The organism is Natrialba magadii ATCC 43099, from assembly GCF_000025625.1.
In the GTDB taxonomy this organism is placed as follows: Archaea; Halobacteriota; Halobacteria; order Halobacteriales; family Natrialbaceae; genus Natrialba; species Natrialba magadii.
On the sequence record NC_013924.1, the window covers coordinates 139,905 to 157,764 of the forward strand.

Here is a 17,860-nt window from a genome sequence, read left to right on the forward strand (position 1 = left end):
TAAATTTTCATTCACTGCAAGTAGAATACCAGTTTTACGTGACATTCGTGGTAGTAGTTCTATGTCACATCGTAGCGTTTTCCTGGCAGCCTGTATCGGCATACTGGTTGTCTGCTGTGCAATCGCACTCGTTCCCGCGGGGGTCAGTGCAACCGACGACGATACACCCGACCCTGACGAGTACGACTCACTCGTGGACGGAATGGACGGAAATGGCACGGCAGATGACCCTTTCCACGTCACGAACGTGACGGAGTTGCAGGCGATGGAGGCGAACCTATCGGCGCACTACAAACTAGTTTCGCCGATCGACGCGAGCGAGACGGCCGACTGGAACGACGGTGATGGTTTCGATCCGATCGGCGCGTGCGACTTCAACGCAACAATCGACGAATGTGAGGAAACCCCGTTTGAAGGGTCGTTTGACGGCGGGCTGTATCCGATTGCCGACCTCACGATCGACCGTGAGAACGAGTCTGAGGTGGGGCTTTTCGGATACGTCTTTCCCGACGGTGAAGTTGTCGATATCAAACTGCGTGACGCCCGCGTGACCGGCAACGTCGAGGTAGGTACCGTCACGGGACTGAACTTCGGGTCGATCGAGGGTGCGGACGTTACCGGAACCACTTCAGGCGACCTCGACGCTTTCCCGGGACGGATCGGCGGACTGGCCGGGTACAACGGCGGCGAAGTGCGCGACTCGTTCGTCGACAACGATGTGATCGGACCGAGCTTCACGGGCGGTGCCGTCGGCTCGAACAACGGGACCATTGTCCAGACCCACGCGAGCGGCGATGTCGAGGCGTTGGACATCTCTGGGGGCCTTGTTGGTACGAACGTCGGGGACGGCGAGGTCGGACACTCGACTGCCAGCGGCGACGTGAACGGCACTTTCAGTGGATTTGGTGGATTTGTCGGTACCCACGTGGCTGGAGAGGGGATCATCTACGAATCGTACGCGACCGGTGACGTCTCCGGTGAAACTATCAGCGCGGCCGGCGGGTTCGCTGGATCGAACTCCGCCCTCACCGGCGAGGCCGTAATCTACGACGCGTACGCGACTGGGAACGTGAACGGCGAGGACCGTCTTGGTGGCTTCGTCGGCGACCTCGGATCCAGTGCGTTCGTGGAGATGTCATACGCAACCGGATCCGTTTCCGGTGCGCCAGACGAAGCGAGCGTTGGCGGCTTCGCCGGCAACGTCCCCGACCGAGACGCCGTCGCGATCACTGGCTCGTACTACGACGAGGTAACAAGCCAGCAGGATGAGGGTATTGGCGTCGGTGACGGTGACGTGACCGGGCTGCCGACCCAGAACATGACGGATGACGCGGCGGCCGAGAATATGACCGCGTTCGACTTCGCTGCGATCTGGACGACGCTCCCCGACGACTACCCGACGCTGCAGGCGCTCGATCCGGAACCGATGCCGCCAGACCCGCCGAACTTCGCCGTGACGATCGACGAAACGACCAGTCCCGTCACCGAGGGTTCACCCCTCAACGTGAACACGACCATCGAAAACGTCGGTGAACAGGCGACCGAGCAAACCGTGTCGCTAGAGGTTGCCGGCGACCAACGAGACGTGACGACGGTGGCGCTCGGCGGTGACGAGTACGAAACCGTGGTACTCACCTGGGAGACCGAGGTGAACGCCGCCGGTGACTACGACGCCACTGTCTCCAGTGATGACGACTCCGAGACCGTGCCCATCACCGTCGAAGAACAGCCCGACGATGCCGTCTTCGACGTGACGATCGACGAGACCAACAGTCCCGTCACGGAAGGAGGCAATCTGCTGGTGAATGCTACCGTTGAGAACACCGGCAATCTTGCCGACGAACAGGACGTCAATCTGACGATCAACGGTGACGAAGTGGATGCAACGGTCGTCAGCCTCGACGGTGACGAAACCGAAGAGATAACGTTCACCTGGGAGACCGAGGAGAACGACGCCGATGACTACGACGCCACCGTCTCCAGTGATGATAACTCCGAGACCGTGCCCATCACCGTCGAAGAACAGCCCGACGATGCCTTCTTCGACGTGACGATCGACGAGACCAGCAGTCCCGTCACTGAGGGCGAGGAACTTGAGGTCGGTGCCACGATTGAAAACACCGGCGATCTTGCTGACGAACAGGACATCAAACTCTCCATCAACGATAGCGAGATGGACGTCACGACGGTGGACCTCGACGGTAACGAGACCGAAGAGGTCACGCTTATTTGGGAGACTGAAAAATCCGAGGCCGGTGACTATGTGGCCAACATTTCAAGTAATAACGACCTCGACATGGCAAATGTATCGGTCGGAGAGAAACCGGACCCACCAACGCCCACTCCACCGACACCGGATCCTGCGTTCTTCGATGTGACTGTTGATAATACAACCAGTCCCGTTACAGAGGGTGAAAAGTTACTAGTCAACGCCACGATCGAGAACACCGGCGACCGGTCCGACAAACAGGACATCAACCTAACAATCAACGGTAACGAGGTCAACGTCACATCGATCGAACTCGACAGCGATGAAAGCGAAAAAGTGACACTTACGTGGGAAACTGAAAAATCCAATACTGGGGAGTACGTCGTTACAGTTTCAACGAAAGATAATACTGATATGGAAAATGTCACCGTAAACGCAATTAAACCTGCATTCTTCACCGTCGATATCAAAGAAGTCACTGACTCGGTTCATATCAATGAAGAAGTGTGTGAAAAAGCATATATTACGAATGTCGGTGAGGAAGTAGACACCCAGAACGTTGTGTTGGATATTGACAAACAAGAAGGTGTCGACAGCACAACAGTCACGCTGAAGCCCAGCAAGTCACAGAAGGTGACACTCTGCCACGAATGGATTACTGCGGATGCAGACAAGGACGTCCCTATGACTGTTCGTAGCGATAACAGTGCGGAGACGGTCAGTGTCAGTATCATCGGATCCGAGCCGGTGAAAGAAGACGATGATGAGGAAACAGAACCTGATGTGTTAGACGATGATGAAACAGCTGACGGGACACCAGGGTTTGGTGTTGTAGGCACCCTCATTGTGGTTCTCATGGCGGTAGCACTTGCTCATCGACGCCGCTGACATTCCTTATCTATTGGAAGATTGGCACTGTCTAGCTCAGCACCTCTTCGGCTGGTGTTCGACCCTTGAGTGCTTGATTCGGTCGATCCGCATTGAGACAGTCTGAAACCACTTTTCGACGTGGTTTCGGTCGCTGTAGTTGAGTTGATCGCTCAATTCGTGACGAGCGCGGGCAGTCAGATAGCCGCCAGCATCGACGAAAAACTCTGTATCGTCGATATCGTGTTTCTCGGTAAGACGGTGCAGAAACGCCCGCGGGGTCAGTCCCGAGGCAGCTGTAGATGCCGATTTCGAGCAGCAGCTTTGATTCTGTGTCGATCGCGCGTACAGCTACTTTTTCGCGCCGTCAACCACGATCTGTTTCTCGTCGACCGCGACCCGCGACGGCGCTGCCGTCCTCAGAACGTTTTGCGTTCTGATGGGCCGCACGAGAACTCCGTTCTCGTGGACGTCGGCGGGTCGATCTGGGCTTCCGAAAGCTTGTGTGTCCAGTTCCAAACTGCACCGTGAGAGCGGTCAATACCCAGTAAATCAAGGACTGCGACGACCTCTCGAACTGACAATCCCATCGAATGCAGTCGTACCCCGAACACCCTGACGGATGTCGGGGTGCGCTCGTTCTCCCAAACCTCATTACAGTCCACGTCTAAGATCTCTGAGCAGGTTGTCGAGTTGCATAGGCACTTCTCGCCACCACCTGCTCATTCCTCAAACTCTCATCTAGACAGTGCCCAGTGGATCTATAGTAGCCATTGCAAGTCAATGCACACCTGATTGCCAGACGACTCGGCGATCAGTGTGTAACTAGTTGCAGTTGTTACTATAGAAGCATGGGTGATGGACGAGAATAACGTATGTACTGTTGATGATCCATGGGTGTTCGAAGAATATGAGCCAGAAGATGAAACTGAAACTCCCGCCGACGAATTGACCGGTCTATTAGCTGAGTGGGCTGAGATGATTGAAGAAGCGCACGGCATGGAGGTGTTAGATATCTCTGATTCGAGTGATCGTGCGTGGTATTTTTACTTCACCTTCCGACAGGAGCCACGAGTCAGTTTGAGAATTCGTTCGACTGGATGCCTACCTCCAACGGTGGAGGGTTTATCCGTTTGAGGTGCATTGACGGGATAATGAGTTCGACGCCGTTGACGGATACCCTCCGCGAAACTCTCGCAACCTTCGAGGAAGGCGGGGCTCCTCAAACAACGACCGAGGTCGCCGAACAGTTCGACCTCGGTCGGCGGAGTGCCTACGAACGACTGGAGCGACTCGTCGACCACGACCAACTCGAAACCAAGAAAGTCGGGGGAAACGGGCGCGTCTGGTGGCGGCCAGCGACGGTCGGCGGAGCGACTACACAAGATGCGGTGGATAGCGACCTCGGAAAAGTCTTTGATCGAATCTCGGACAGTTTCTACGCCCTCGACGAAGAACTTCGCTTTCGCTATCTGAACGACACCGCAGCAGACCTTTTTGGACTGGATGAGGGTGCAATTGGGTCGGACATTCGTAACGAGAACGTCACGGAGACGTACGAGAACGCACTGTGTGAGGCTCTTGAAACACAAGAGCCCGTAACCTTCGAAGACTACTATCCGCCGTTAGACAAGTGGTTCCAGAACGTCATCTATTCCTCAGAATCGGGTCTGTCGGTCTATACCCGCAACATCACCGAGCGGAAGCGACGTGAACAAGAACTGGCTCGCTACGAAACGATCGTCGAAACGAGTCCGATCGGCATCACGATCGTTGACAGTGACGGCAAGATGCAGTTCGCCAACGACCGCGCTGAGGAAATATACGGTCGAAGCAAAGCCCAGATCAACGACCTCAGCTTCGACGATTCCGACTGGAACGAAGTCGACGTCGACAGCACTCCCCTCCCAGACGACGAAAAGCCCTTCCCGCAAATTATCGAGTCCAAGGATTCGGTGTTCGATCATGTTAGCGGCGTGTCTCGTCCAGATGGAGAGCGCGTCTGGGTCTCCGTCAACGGGGCACCGGTCTACGACGAGCGTGGGGAAATCGAGAGTGTCGTGTTCAGTATCGAAGACGTCACTGAACGGCGGGAACGACAACGCGCTCTCGAGGAGAGCGAACGTCGCTACCGGACGCTCGCCGAAAACTTCCAGAACGGGCTCGTCACCCAGTTTGACGAGGAGCTTCGGTACACGCTCGCCGCGGGGCAGGCATTCGACTACCTCCCCCACTCGCCGGACGACGTCGAAGGTCAGCACCTCCACGAGGTATGGGACACCGACGTGGCCGACACGATCGAACCCGTCTACCAGACCGTCCTTGAAGGCGAGAAGCAGTCGATCGAGGGCACGTCCGAAGGGTGCGAGTGGATTGTCCAGGTCGTCCCCCTCACGGATCAGGATGGCGAGATTCACGGGGGAACAGCAATAGCCCTGGACATCACCGAGCGCAAAGAACGCGAACGTGCGCTCGAAGAATCCGAACGGCGGTACCGGACGCTCGCCGAAAACTTCCCAAACGGTGCAGTTGGTCTCTTCGACGATGATCTGCGGTATACGGCCGTCGGCGGGGAGTTGCTGGACACGGTCGGCGTCTCTCCAGAAGATTGGGTTGGAAACAGTGTCTACGACACCTACCCGGACGAGCTCGTTGAGGAGGTCAAACAATACTTCGAGGCCGCGCTGGAGGGCAAGATGAACTCGTTCGAGGTCGAGTACCACAATCGCAACCTGTTCGTGAACACCTTACCCGTCAGAAACGTCGACGATGAGGTCTACGCAGGGATGCTCGTCGTCCAAGACGTGACCGAACGACGGGAGTACCAGCGCAAACTCGAGGCGTCGAACGAACGCCTCGAACAGTTTGCCTACGCAGTTTCACACGACCTCCAGGAGCCACTCCGAATGGTGACGAGCTACCTCCAGTTGCTCGACCAGCGGTACGGCGATGCGCTCGGCGAAGACGGCGAGGAGTTCATCGAGTTCGCCGTCGACGGCGCCGAACGAATGCGAGCGATGATCGATGGGTTACTCGAGTACTCGCGGGTCGAAACGCAAGGGGAGCCGTTCGAGCCGGTCGATCTCGACGCCATTCTGGAAGAGGTCCGCGACGACCTCCAGTTGCGGATCGCCGAGACGGAAGCCGAGATTACGGCCGACGACCTGCCGACAGTGGCCGGTGACGCCAGCCAGTTGCGCCAGGTGTTCCAGAACCTGTTGAACAACGCGATCGAGTACAGCGGCGACGAGCCACCACGGATCGACATCGACGCCGAGCGTGTGGGTGGCCAGTGGCAGATTACAGTCAGTGATCACGGGATTGGGATCAATCCCGACAACCAGGATCGCGTGTTCGAAGTGTTCCAGCGACTCCACACCAGCAACGAGCACCCGGGAACTGGCATCGGCCTGGCCCTCTGTCAACGGATCGTCGAACGCCACGATGGTGAACTATGGGTCGAGTCCGAACCCGGCGACGGCTCGGCGTTCTCGTTCACACTCCCTGTACCGTGATCCACAGATACGTCGTTCGGCTGTTCCGACCGGTCTCGAGGTGTCGGCCGTGTCGTCGTGATGGGTGTCACATTCGTGACCGGTGTCTTGTACAGACGGGACAGACCGAATCAGAGACACTGATTCCAAACGGCCATGTAGCAGCAATCGAATTACACGAGCGATGAAACGACTTCTCTTGGTTGTCCTTGTTGCAGCAATGCTCGTTCTTGCGGGCTGTGCTGATGGGGCTGGAACAGATACCGATGAGTCAGACATAGAAACAGATGGCAGCCTCGAAGACGCCGATTCAAACGGGGCTGAAGATGATACAGCAGCCGATTCAAACGGGGCTGAAGATGATACAGCAGCCGATGAGGACGACACAGATTCAGAAGAGACTACCGACACCGAAGCAGACGAACCTGATTCAGGAGCCAGTCCCGATGTCGACGGTGAACTCGAGATCCACCACATCGACGTCGGCCAGGCTGACGCCACGCTCCTGATCGACCCCTCCGGTGAGACGATGCTCATCGATTCCGGCGACTGGCGTCAAGGAGGTACCGACGTGATCGACTACCTCGAGGACGAGGACGTCGATCGAATCGACCATCTCGTCGCAACACACGCACATGCCGACCACATCGGCGGCCACGATGCGATCATCGAACACTACGAAACCGAACGTGACGGCATCGGCGCAGCTTACGACTCTGGCGTTGCTCATACGAGCCAGACGTACGAGCGATATCTCGATGCCATCGAAGACCACGACGTCGAACTGCTGGTCGTCGAAGACGGCGATCACATTGAGTTTGGCGACGCGACCATCGACGTCCGCAACCCGCCGGCAGGTGACTCGGAGTCCGATCTTCACTACAACAGTGTAGCACTCGCCATCGAGTTCGGTGAGTTTTCCTATCTCACCACCGGCGATGCAGAAGCCGACGCTGAACAGCGGATGGTCGACGAACACGGAGCGCAACTCGAGTCGGATGCCTACCAGGCGGGCCACCACGGCTCGACGACGTCCTCGACAACACCGTTCATGGACCAGGTGGCACCGGACGTGGCAGTCATCTCGAGTGCGTACGACTCCCAGTACGGGCATCCACACGACGAGGTCCTCGAGGACTACGCCGATCGAGATATCGAAACGTACTGGACCGCCGTTCACGGCGATGTCGTCCTCACGACTGACGGGAGCGATGTCGAACTCGAGACGGAACACGAGTTCTCGACTGATGCGTCGGAGCTCCTCGAGGAGAAACCAGCTGATGACGATACACAAGCGTCGCTCACCCATCCGATTGACGTGGCTACAGCACCACTAGTTGGCTAATGACCGAGACCTACACCGCAACACTCGATCGGATCGTCGACGAACAGACAGCGGTGCTCTTGCTTGAAGAGGACGACGAGACTGTCGACCAACTCGACGTCGACGTAACGACGCTGCCACCGGAGGCTCAGCACGAAGGGGCAGTTCTGGAGATCGGTGTCGAAGCAAGCGAACTCTGTGAAGTCGAATACCTCCCTGAGGACACACACTCTCGCAACGAGTCTGCACAGGAGCGACTCGATCGGCTCTCTTGACCTCCTCCCGCGCCTAAAGTCGCGGGAATCCCACCATGGGATTTCAGGCCCAGCGTTGTGGCCTGTTGGTTTCAAGACGCATACGGTCCACACGTCTTCTGCTGGGTTTCAGCATCGGCGTGGCTGTCTTGTGGCCCGGTCAAAGAGGCCCCATCCGTAGCCGAGTCATCGTCACCAGCCTTCTGCCGGGAAGCCCGGTCACTTCGGCGGTGACTCTCTCCACTACGGTAGCGATCTGCAATGTTTATCGCCCCGTTCACGTCAGCTTGGTACTCACCGAGCCAACAGTCGTCGTTCGAACACCGGAACGTCGCCTGTCGCGGCCGGGAGCCATGTTCACCGCAGGCGTGGCACGCTTTTGATGTGTTCCGGGGATTCACCGTCTCGACGGGAATCCCTTTCTCGGCGGCTTTGTACCGGATTTGTGCGTGGAGCTTCGCAAAGCCCCACCCGTGCAACCGCCGGTTCATATACTTGCCGTAGTCCATGTTCTCGCGGATGTACGTCAGGTCTTCCAGTACCAATACTGGATTCTCGACAGACTCAGCGTACTCGATGACCTCGCGGGTCACACGGTGGAATAGATTGTCGATCTGGCTCCAAAGTGTGTCACCGTAGGACTCCGCGATTCGCTCACTGCCGCGCTTTTGAAGCCGCCGCTTGGCGGTGAAGTAGGTTTTGCGGAGCCGACGGACGGCTTTGCCGTCGTTGGCCCATAGTTCGGGGCGAACCGGAGAACCGCTCTCGTCGCGGTGACACACCGTGACGAGACTCGCTTCTCCGATGTCCACACCAATCGGCGTCCGCTCGTCGACGGACGCCTGAGATTGTTCCTCCACGTCGCGGGTAGCGGTGACGTGGAAGTACCACGTCCCGTCCCGTTCGATGAGTCGGCATTCACCCATTTCAGCGTCGTCTGCGTATAACGCCTCGAGCCACTCCCGTTGGTTTGGATTGATTTGTACTGGAATCCAGAGATGGTAGTCTTCGTGGTGTGGGATTTTGACGTACCACTCGAGGGCGTTCTGTGGCTGGTGGTCGAGCTTCGGCCCCTCGTTGGTGAACCGAACCGGGTGATCGTTGTGAAGCTCGTCAGCGTTGTAGCTGTCCCCACAGAGTTGCGGGACGTACTTCTTGAGGGCGTTCTTCGCGTATCCCGACAGGTCGTAATTGACCACCACATCGTTCGCTTCGGTCTGGGTGGTGCAATTCGCGTTAAACGCGGCTTTGAGGGCGTCTTGGTACGCCTGTTTTGTCTCACAGAGTTTGCGGTGCTTGTGGGCGTTCAGCTCCACAAGTTTGAGTTCCAGCGTCTCAGTGAGTTCGGTCACGTGTCTCCCACCTCGTGTCGTCCCGAGAAACGCGGCGCGTTTCTCGTGTGCCAAACAGAACTCATGAGTTCTGTTGACGCTGGATGTAGTCTTGCACCGTCTCGCTTGAGACGTGTCCCGCTGTTCCGGCATAGTAGCCGCGTGCCCACTTGATTTTCTCGCCGTCGTGGTCGGCGTGGCGGTGGTTGTACTTCCGGGAACTAATGCCTTTGAACCAGTTGGCGAGGAGTGAGGGAGCGTGCTTTGGTGGGCTACTGACGAATAGGTGTACGTGGTCGGATTGGACGGTAAGGTCGATGATCTCCAACCCTTTTTCGTCGGCGATCTCGTGGAGGATTCGACGCACACGGTTGGCGACCTCGTTAACCAGCACCGAGTTTCGGCACTTCGGGACCCACACTATGTGATAGTTAAGGTTGTAGGTCGCGTGCCGTTTGGTCTTCATCCGTACTACACACTATGATCGAGTCTACTGTTAAAACTACCGAAAACGCGGGAAATCCAGCGGTTCGTAGCAACGTAGTTCGGACGAACTATGCCTACCGCTCGACCCGCGCCTGAAGACGCGGGTATGCGCTCGAACTATGTATCACAGTTATCAGATGAATAGGAGCTGATTTTACCGAACCTCCGAACTCGAGGCCTTCGAAAGCAGATGTACGGCTCCGGCACCGAACACGAGTCCCAGTCCGGCGAGAACGGCGACGGCGGGAACAATCGTGTCGAGCGCGCCGCCGAACGCCGTCACCTCGAGGACGGTCATCACGTCTTCGTCGAGCATAATCGCACGTGCGGCATCGACGCCGTACGTGACAGGATTGATTCGAGCGAACAACTGAATCCAGTTCGGGAGCACCTCGAGGGGGAGAAAAGCACTCGAGAGGAACAGGAGTGGGAACTGCAAGAGGTTCGCGCCGATGATCGTCGACTCCTGGTCTCGAGTCAGCACCGCGAGCATGTTCGAGAACGCGATAAACCAGAACGAAAAGAGGATGCCGACGGCCATGATCCCGGCGGCACCGACGACGCCGGTCGTGATCTCCGCGCCGAGGAGCACACCCAGTCCGAGGATGATCGCTATCTGGAGGGCGATACGGAACACCTCTGCGAGGGTTTTGCCGACGAATACGGCGGTTCGGTTCATCGGCGAGACGAGCACCTTCTCGAACATGCCGTTCTCGATGTCGTTGACCAGCCCGATTCCCGAGGTGACCGCCGATGCGAGCGCGACCTGGATCGCGATCGCCGGGACGAGAAAGGTGGTGTAGTCGACTCCCGACCCCAACCCCTCGCTCACCGCCCCGCCGGCGACGTTGCCGAACACCTCCGTGAACAACACGAGGAAGATGAACGGCTGTGCGAGCGAGACGACGAGGACGAACGGGTTCCGGACGGCCTTGAGGTTCCAGCGCTTGAAATTGACCCAGACGTCTCCGGTGAACGTGTTTGCGGATCTCGCCACCTCGCGGTCGGTGGTTCCCGATTCGGTCGGCGTGCTCACGGTAACTCCTCCATTATGGCCGCGCCATCGTCGGTGTCGACGCGCTCACCCGTAATCGCGAGGAAGACATCGTCCAGTGTCGGCGCCCGAACATTAAATCCGGTGACGATCAGTCCCGCGTCCCGCAGTGCAACGAGGAGATCCGTTCCCGACTGACGGGCCGCTTTCGCGGTGACGCTGATTCCCGTCTCGGTCTCCTCGACGGTCGCGGCATCGAAGTCGTCGAACTCGCGTGCGATTGTTGCAGCGCGCGCCCTGGCCTCGGGTCCATCGCCCAGTTCGATATCGAGGACGTCGCCGCCGACCTCCCGCTTGAGATCGGCGGGAGATCCGTCGGCGACAATCCCGCCGTCGAGAATGACTGCCAGCCGCTCACAGAGCGTGTCGGCCTCCTCGAGGTACTGCGTGGTGAGGAAGATTGTCGTCCCCTGCTCGTTGATTCGCTGGAAGTATTCCCAGAGACGATTGCGTGCCGCCGGATCGAGACCGGTCGTCGGTTCGTCGAGAAAGACCAGCGGCGGCCGGTGGACGAGCGCAGTGGCGGCGTCCAGTCGCTTTTTCATCCCGCCGGAAAACTCCTCCGAGCGCTTGTTGGCGACCGCCTCGAGGTCGACGAGGTCGAGCAGTTCGGCGGTTCGCTCGTCCCGTTCGCCTCGCGGGACGCCGTAAGCTTCACACGCGAATCGAATGTTCTCCTCGGCCGTGAGTTCCGGATCGATGCTGGTCTCTTGGGCCATGTAGCCGATCGATTCCCGAATCTTTCGCGGCTCGGTTTGGACATCGAACCTGTTGACACGGACCTCGCCGGCGGTCGGCGACAGCAGTGTCGCGAGCACTTTGATCACCGTCGTCTTGCCTGCGCCGTTAGGACCGAGAAACCCGAAGAATTCGCCATCACCGACGCTCAGATCGACGCCGCTAACGGCTTCAGTTCCGTCAGCGTACGTGAGCTCGAGTTCAGAGATATCGATCGAGGTGTGTTTGGCAGACTCGACTCGACTCACACTCGAGTCCCGTGAGTGCTCACGGAGCGTTTCAGCACCTCCTATCAATTGTTCGTCTGACATACAGTAGATACGGGCGCAGACGAGAAATACCTGCGACTTCGAAATGCCATGGTCGCTTCAAGGAGGTCGCTGTCTCTCGTTTCACAGCCAAATCAAAGCACCTTCTCCAACCCCCGACTCACTCGCTCTGCTCGTTCGTTGAGGAAGAGGCCTCCGTGCTACCGCTTCGGTGACTCGAGAAGAGTGTACTGAGATCATCCATATCGAAAAGTGACCAACTACTGTCGAGAGTTTCCGCGAGGCCGTCGACAAATCCGCTCTTTGAGAAGAGAGCAAACTGTTCATCTCGGCTAGCAGATCCCCATCGAACGTTCTCTGCCTTCGCACGAAGATCGTCGACGAGCGTGTGTCCAACTGGATCGGCTGTCCATTTACACTCGGCAAGGAGGATACGATCGTCGTCAGGTGCGAGACCGACGATGTCGATCTCGTCTTCGGCATACCACCACCGTCCAACTTCCGAGTAGGGCTCAAAATCGCTGCGTCGGATACTCTCCCAGACTGCCTCGAGACAGACATCCTCGAACGTTGTCGCGACGTGTGTCGGAAGATCGGGTTCGATCGTGCCTTCGAAAACGGTTGACGGTGCTTCTTCGATACTTGATCGATTTGGCTCAACGTATCGGAACCAGAATCGGAGAAACTCGTCGGCAACGCGGTATCGTGACCGCTTCGACTTCTTGGCCGATGCCGTCACTGGAATCTCTCGATCGATCAGTCGGAGTCGTCGGAGTGTCTGTAGGTACTTCGAGAGCGGTCCCGAATCGATTCCCGTTGCCCCCGAAATCTCGTTCGGCGTTGTGTGACCAAGCGCGACTGCTTCGAGGATACTCATATATCGGGCGGGGTTTCGTAGTTCGGTGCGCAAGAGGAACTCCGGTTCGTTGTAGAGGGCGGCTGTCGGCGAAAGAACTTGTGACTGAACGTTCTCGGCGAGCGATTGCTCGTAGTCAAAGAGCGTGAGATACATCGGTGTTCCACCGGTGATTGAGTATGAGCGAATCGAGTCGATGATGTCGTACGTGATGACCTCTCTGGCCTGTTGGAACGAGAACGGCCGGAGGTCGAGTTGCCCCGTCCGCCGACCGTACAGTGGGCTTTCATGACCGAGTACCTCAGATTCCATGGTACTCACACTCGAGCCACAGAGAACAAGCATCGAGTCTGTATGCTGGAGTTGTTCGTCGACAAACGACTGCAGATAGGATGGTATCGAGTCGTTCTCTTCGATGAGGTAGGGGAATTCGTCGATAACCACCACAACGTTCTCTGTCGCAAGCTTCTCACCAAGATATTCGAAGGCCTCATCCCAGCCATCGATTCGTGGCACACGGTCGTCGAATGCTTCAGCAACCTGTTCAACGAATTTCTCTCGCTGGCGATGTTCGGCTTCCTGCGCTGCGAGGAAGTAGATATGATTGTACTCAGAACAGAACTCTTTGAGTAGCTCGGTTTTCCCGACACGACGTCGTCCGTAAACGACATAGAACGCGTGGCCAGGTGACGTAAAGGCGCTGTTCAATACAGCGAGTTCGTCTCCTCGGTCGTAGAAGTCATACTCTACATAATGGTTATTGCGATAATGACTTGGCTATTTCGGTGGGTGGGAATCTCAGCGAGGAGGTCTGTCAGGTACCCACCGCTTTAGCGGTGGGCGTGTCACTGGACTCCCGCTCTGACCACCAGACTCGCACCTACATTGCCAACCCCGTTGTGTCTGGCAATAACTCCCATCCAGCTCGACGTGTCAGTCGTCTCCGACCGGTTTTACGCTCCGTGCTCCCGAACGCAACACGTCGCCCTGGGCCTCGGTCAGCAGTCGGACGAACTGCCCGGCGTTCGTGACGAGTTTGTTCTCAGCCTTCCGCAGGTGTTCCTCGAAAGTCGCCCGCGCAACAGTCGTCTCCTCGGCGAGCTCTGTGATCGATGCGCCCCGTGGTTGGTTGTAGTAGCCTGCGTCCAGCGCGATCCGTAAGGCCTCGAGTTGGCGCTCGGTGAGGCCGTCGAACAGTCGATCGACCGAGAACAGCGAACTGTGAGGGACGTGTCGTTCCTCGATCGAGGTCTTCGAGAGGACGTCGATCTCACGGTCCGCGTCGAGTTCGGCGAGCAACGCCGTTACGTCGGCCTCGTCGAAGCCAATCACCGAATAGTGCTCCCAGCCGTTGCGGTACACCGTCGGCGGCAGGTGCACACAGTTGTGACGCTCGAACCGACGGATGATCGACTCCTCGATGGGACAGGCACACGACTGGACGATCACATGCAGGTCTGAGCCGTCGGCCGTGGTGTGCAAGACCGTTCCGAGCGCGTCGATTTGCTTGAGCAACTCGTCGTCGCTGGCGTCCGAAGCGGTGATCTCGAGGACCTGACAATCCTGGAGATACCACTCCCGGATCGAAACCCCGGGAAACTGCTCGGAGAGCCCCCGATAGGGACACTCGTGGCGGAGTTTGAACGAGACTTCGTACATACTCATAGCTCGTACGTGGGCCCGTTTCTCAATAACGGTGCCGGTCATAACTGGCACCGGTGATATGCCCCTCCTGTCCCTACCAGCCATCGATGACAGAGATCACGCCGGAAACCGTCGCTGAACGACTCGAGCAGGGAGACGACGATGTCACCCTGGTCGACGTCCGTGACGCCGAGTCGTTCGCGGAGTGGCACGTCCCCGGAAGCGAGCACATCGACGTCTACGACGAACTACAAGACGACCCTGAGGCAGCGGGCGATCTATTGGCCGAACTGCCGGAAGACGAGGAGATCGTCACCGTCTGTGCGGCGGGCGTCCTCGCCGGAGACGCGGCCGACCTCCTCCAGGAACGCGGCTACGACGCGAGTGTCCTCGCCGAGGGAATGAACGGCTGGGCACGCGTCCACCGCCACGCCGAACTCGAGTGCGACCTCGAGGGTGACCTGATTCAGGTCGCCCGCCCTGGAACGGGGTGTCTCTCCCACGTCCTGGTCTCTGAGGGAGAGGCTGCCGTTTTCGAACCCTCTCAGTACATCGAGGAGTACGAGGCAATCCTTGAGGAGTACGACGCTGATCTGGTGGGCGTCTTCGACACGCACGCCCACGCCGACCACGTCTCCGGTGGGCAGACACTCGCCGAGGCCCACGACGTCCCGTACTACCTCCATCCCGCCGACGACGACGGAATCGGTGCTACCCACGTCGAGGACGGCGACCGCCGTGCGGTCGGTGCCGTCGAGGTCGAAGTGGTACATACGCCAGGTCATAGCCCGGGTAGTGTCACCTTCGCCGTCGAATCGGAGGCGCTTTTGACCGGTGATACACTCTTTCACGACAGTGTTGGTCGGGTCGAACTCGGCGTTGACGCCGGACTCGAGGACACGGACGTCGAGGACAACGCCGGGACGCTTTACGAGAGCTTAGAGCGCCTGCGTACCTTCGAGGGCGACCCGCTCGTGTTGCCGGCCCATGACTCCGGAAGCCCCCAGCCACCTGTGGCTGCCCGCCTGAGCGAGGTAAAAGAGCGCAACGAAGCGTTCTGCCAGGACCGGGAGACGTTAGTTGCAGCACTGGCTGGCGACATTCCTGACCAGCCAGCGAACTTCGAGCGCATCAAGCTTGCCAATGTTGGCACCGAGGAAGTTTCCGACGAAGAGGCGGACGAACTCGAGCTCGGACCCAACCGCTGTGCGGCCGAATAACCCATGAGCGGCGAGTACGCACAGGGTATCCGCCGGAACTGGCGACAGTTTGCCCTCCAGATCATGACGGTCTTCGCCGTTGGGCTCACGATGGGGTCCCAGCGAAACGTCGTGCCTATCATGGGCGAGGAGACCTTCGGCGTCGAGTCGCTCCTGGTGATCGGCTCGTTCGTCGTGAGCTTCGGGATCGTCAAGGCTGTACTCAACCTGTATTCGGGGAAGTGGGCCGAAACCTACGGCCGCAAGCCGATCCTGATCGCGGGCTGGGTCGCCGCGATTCCGATCCCGTTCATTCTGATCTTTGCCCCGGGCTGGAGCTGGATCGCCGTCGGGAACGTCTTACTCGGGGTCAATCAGGGGGTCGCCTGGAGCATGAGCATGATCTCGAAGATCGAACTCGCCGGCCCCGACCAGCGGGGGCTCGCGGCCGGGCTCGACGAGGCCTTCGGCTACACTGGCGTCGCCGTCGGCGCGTGGCTGACGGGCGTGATCGCTGCCCAGTATAGTCTCCGGCCAGAGCCGTTCTACTTCCTTGCGGCAGTGATCGTCGTCGCCTTGCTCATCGCGACCGTCCTGATTGAGGAGACGCTCCCCTACGCGAAAGCAGAGGCGGCGGGTCTCGACGACAATAGCGATGGCGATGGCGATAGCGACGGCGACGGCGTCGGCGTCGAAACTGACGGCGAAACGAGTGAGGCCGATCTCTCGTTCATCGAAATCGTCAAGCGCGCGACCTACAAGGACCGGACGCTCTTTACGGCAGCGCAGGCGGGCCACGTCGAGAACTTCGTCGACACGCTCGTCTGGATCGCCTTCCCGATATTCCTGATCGGCCAGGGCTTGGACGTCGCCCAGGTCGGGGTTGTGGTCGGCGTCCACAGCGCCGCGTACTTCCTGCAGGTCTACACCGGCCGACTCGGTGACCGGGTGGGACGCAAGCCGCCAATCGTTATTGGCTTCTTCCTCGCCGGCGCGGGCGTCCTCGGGATGGTGCTCGTCGAAGGGTACTACCTTTGGATCCTCTTCTCGGCGCTTTCCGGCGTCGGGATGGCACTGCACTACCCCAATCTGATTGCGGTGGCAAGCGACGCGGCCCACCCGCTGTGGCGCTCGACTGGCCTCGGGGTCTACCGCCTCTGGCGAGATTTAGGCTACGCCGTCGGTGCTATCCTCATTGGCCTCTCGGTCGACCTACTCTCGATCGAGGCCGCCTTCTACGGCACCGCCATCGCGATGTTCCTCTCCGGTGGCCTCGTCGTTGCCTGGATGGAAGAGACCCACCCGGGCTTACAGTCTTGACCGGGCCATCTAAAGAAAACAGCGAGAGTTCCACGGGTCACCCGACCCGTGGTCGTTTACTTTTGAGTCAGACTGCACAGCACAATTCCCTCGCTGACATGATCGATAAACCAAAGCAATATCACACTAGTGAGGGGAAGCGATGGCAGTTACCGAGGTCTCCGAAACTACAGTCGTGGGATAAGAATCCTCGTGTCGAAGTTAACACACTATGTCTGGATTTTCGCCACTTATTAACAAACCTTTTTATGCTATTCTGTCTGCGTTAATAACGCAATGGCAGTCAAATGTTCAACGTGCGACGAAGAGTTTGAATCGGCAGCAGGACTCAGCCAACACCTTCCACTCCACCACCACACCTGTGGAGTCTGCAGCGAGGAATTCGACGATACAGAGTCGCTGCGCGATCATATCCACGAATCGCACTAACAGAACAACCGTTTTACAGTGGTTCAAGGAGAAAGCCCGCGGCTAAAGCCGTGGGATGAATCCGACATCTCCTGAAACAACGACGTTGGTTCGTACCGTAAATTGTGCTACCGAGTCTCGGGTAAGGATATGCACGCCAGCGGGGCAGTAGATGAAGCCCGCTATCCGAGTCGGGGGCCAAACTGGCACGGCCCACGACCCCACCGTGCGATGCAACGAGTGGGGACCCTCTCCGCCGGAGCACAGTCTGTGACTGTGGAACCCCACGACTTCAGTCGTGGGAGGATGTCAGATTACAACTTCTGTGACCGATTCGAAGGACGAATTCGATAATTCTGAGACTCCTTGGATCCCCGACGAAATTCACAGACGCATGACCGGCGAGT

General features: G+C 58.3%; 12 protein-coding genes and 2 pseudogenes. 7 read left to right on the plus strand and 7 right to left on the minus strand.

The annotated features are described in order from the left end of the window. Positions 1-61 precede the first annotated feature (61 nt). A complete protein-coding gene (locus NMAG_RS19700; protein ID WP_004216153.1) occupies positions 62-3,097 on the plus strand; it encodes a CARDB domain-containing protein in 3,036 nt (1,011 codons plus the stop codon). A gap of 31 nt (positions 3,098-3,128) precedes the next feature. On the opposite strand, the pseudogene NMAG_RS21250 reads toward NMAG_RS19700, so the two are convergent. Further along, a pseudogene (locus NMAG_RS21250) lies at positions 3,129-3,775 on the minus strand (IS6 family transposase). Between the two features lie 159 nt (positions 3,776-3,934). Between NMAG_RS21250 and NMAG_RS22275 the strand changes: the two are divergent. The 4 genes from NMAG_RS22275 (at position 3,935) to NMAG_RS19715 (ending at position 8,169) form a co-directional block, all read left to right on the plus strand. Beyond that, positions 3,935-4,213 carry a hypothetical protein gene (locus tag NMAG_RS22275; protein WP_012996971.1) on the plus strand — a complete coding sequence of 93 codons (279 nt, stop codon included), beginning with the start codon at positions 3,935-3,937 and terminating at the stop codon, positions 4,211-4,213. Positions 4,214-4,230: 17 nt separating this feature from the next. After that, on the plus strand, positions 4,231-6,591 hold the full coding sequence (locus NMAG_RS19705; RefSeq protein ID WP_004216154.1) for a PAS domain-containing sensor histidine kinase: 2,361 nt from the start codon (positions 4,231-4,233) through the stop codon (positions 6,589-6,591). 163 nt (positions 6,592-6,754) lie between these two features. After that, a complete protein-coding gene (locus tag NMAG_RS19710; RefSeq protein WP_004216155.1) occupies positions 6,755-7,915 on the plus strand; it encodes a ComEC/Rec2 family competence protein in 1,161 nt (386 codons plus the stop codon). Further along, positions 7,915-8,169 (plus strand): DUF3006 domain-containing protein, encoded by a 255-nt coding sequence (locus tag NMAG_RS19715; protein ID WP_004216156.1) that lies wholly within the window; start codon positions 7,915-7,917, stop codon positions 8,167-8,169. Before NMAG_RS19710 ends, NMAG_RS19715 begins: the two co-directional genes overlap by 1 nt. Before the next feature lie 71 nt (positions 8,170-8,240). Here NMAG_RS19715 and NMAG_RS19720 read toward each other — a convergent pair whose 3' ends face one another. From NMAG_RS19720 to NMAG_RS19745, 6 genes and pseudogenes are all read right to left on the minus strand, one after another. Next, complete coding sequence (locus tag NMAG_RS19720; protein WP_004216157.1) at positions 8,241-9,500, minus strand: RNA-guided endonuclease InsQ/TnpB family protein; 1,260 nt, start codon at positions 9,498-9,500, stop codon at positions 8,241-8,243. Between the two features lie 61 nt (positions 9,501-9,561). Then, positions 9,562-9,945 carry an IS200/IS605-like element ISNma12 family transposase gene (gene tnpA, locus NMAG_RS19725; protein ID WP_004216158.1) on the minus strand — a complete coding sequence of 128 codons (384 nt, stop codon included), beginning with the start codon at positions 9,943-9,945 and terminating at the stop codon, positions 9,562-9,564. Between the two features lie 174 nt (positions 9,946-10,119). Further along, positions 10,120-11,001: an ABC transporter permease gene (locus tag NMAG_RS19730; RefSeq protein WP_004216159.1), complete on the minus strand. Its 882-nt coding sequence runs from the start codon at positions 10,999-11,001 to the stop codon at positions 10,120-10,122. Further along, entirely contained in the window at positions 10,998-12,068 is a 1,071-nt protein-coding gene (locus NMAG_RS19735) for an ABC transporter ATP-binding protein (protein WP_004216160.1), read from the minus strand. Before NMAG_RS19735 ends, NMAG_RS19730 begins: the two co-directional genes overlap by 4 nt. Positions 12,069-12,186: 118 nt before the next feature. Continuing rightward, positions 12,187-13,620: pseudogene (locus NMAG_RS19740) on the minus strand (ATP-binding protein); the annotation flags it as partial. A 195-nt stretch (positions 13,621-13,815) separates the two neighbouring features. Further along, positions 13,816-14,547, minus strand: a complete 732-nt coding sequence (locus NMAG_RS19745) for a helix-turn-helix domain-containing protein (protein ID WP_004216162.1) — start codon at positions 14,545-14,547, stop codon at positions 13,816-13,818. 86 nt (positions 14,548-14,633) lie between these two features. Between NMAG_RS19745 and NMAG_RS19750 the strand changes: the two genes are divergently transcribed. Both NMAG_RS19750 and NMAG_RS19755 read left to right on the plus strand, forming a co-directional pair. Beyond that, a complete protein-coding gene (locus tag NMAG_RS19750; RefSeq protein WP_004216163.1) occupies positions 14,634-15,746 on the plus strand; it encodes an MBL fold metallo-hydrolase in 1,113 nt (370 codons plus the stop codon). A gap of 3 nt (positions 15,747-15,749) precedes the next feature. Further along, complete coding sequence (locus NMAG_RS19755) at positions 15,750-17,045, plus strand: MFS transporter (protein ID WP_004216164.1); 1,296 nt, start codon at positions 15,750-15,752, stop codon at positions 17,043-17,045. The last annotated feature ends 815 nt before the right edge of the window (positions 17,046-17,860 follow it).

What these genes read in the sequence shown, in the direction of transcription:
- NMAG_RS19735 (WP_004216160.1), bottom strand. Translation starts at nt 12,068, where the DNA reads ATGTCAGACGAACAATTGATAGGAGGTGCTGAAACGCTCCGTGAGCAC.
- NMAG_RS22275 (WP_012996971.1), top strand. Translation starts at nt 3,935, where the DNA reads ATGGACGAGAATAACGTATGTACTGTTGATGATCCATGGGTGTTCGAA.
- tnpA (WP_004216158.1), bottom strand. Translation starts at nt 9,945, where the DNA reads ATGAAGACCAAACGGCACGCGACCTACAACCTTAACTATCACATAGTG.
- NMAG_RS19710 (WP_004216155.1), top strand. Translation starts at nt 6,755, where the DNA reads ATGAAACGACTTCTCTTGGTTGTCCTTGTTGCAGCAATGCTCGTTCTT.
- NMAG_RS19750 (WP_004216163.1), top strand. Translation starts at nt 14,634, where the DNA reads ATGACAGAGATCACGCCGGAAACCGTCGCTGAACGACTCGAGCAGGGA.
- NMAG_RS19705 (WP_004216154.1), top strand. Translation starts at nt 4,231, where the DNA reads ATGAGTTCGACGCCGTTGACGGATACCCTCCGCGAAACTCTCGCAACC.
- NMAG_RS19745 (WP_004216162.1), bottom strand. Translation starts at nt 14,547, where the DNA reads ATGAGTATGTACGAAGTCTCGTTCAAACTCCGCCACGAGTGTCCCTAT.
- NMAG_RS19715 (WP_004216156.1), top strand. Translation starts at nt 7,915, where the DNA reads ATGACCGAGACCTACACCGCAACACTCGATCGGATCGTCGACGAACAG.
- NMAG_RS19755 (WP_004216164.1), top strand. Translation starts at nt 15,750, where the DNA reads ATGAGCGGCGAGTACGCACAGGGTATCCGCCGGAACTGGCGACAGTTT.
- NMAG_RS19700 (WP_004216153.1), top strand. Translation starts at nt 62, where the DNA reads ATGTCACATCGTAGCGTTTTCCTGGCAGCCTGTATCGGCATACTGGTT.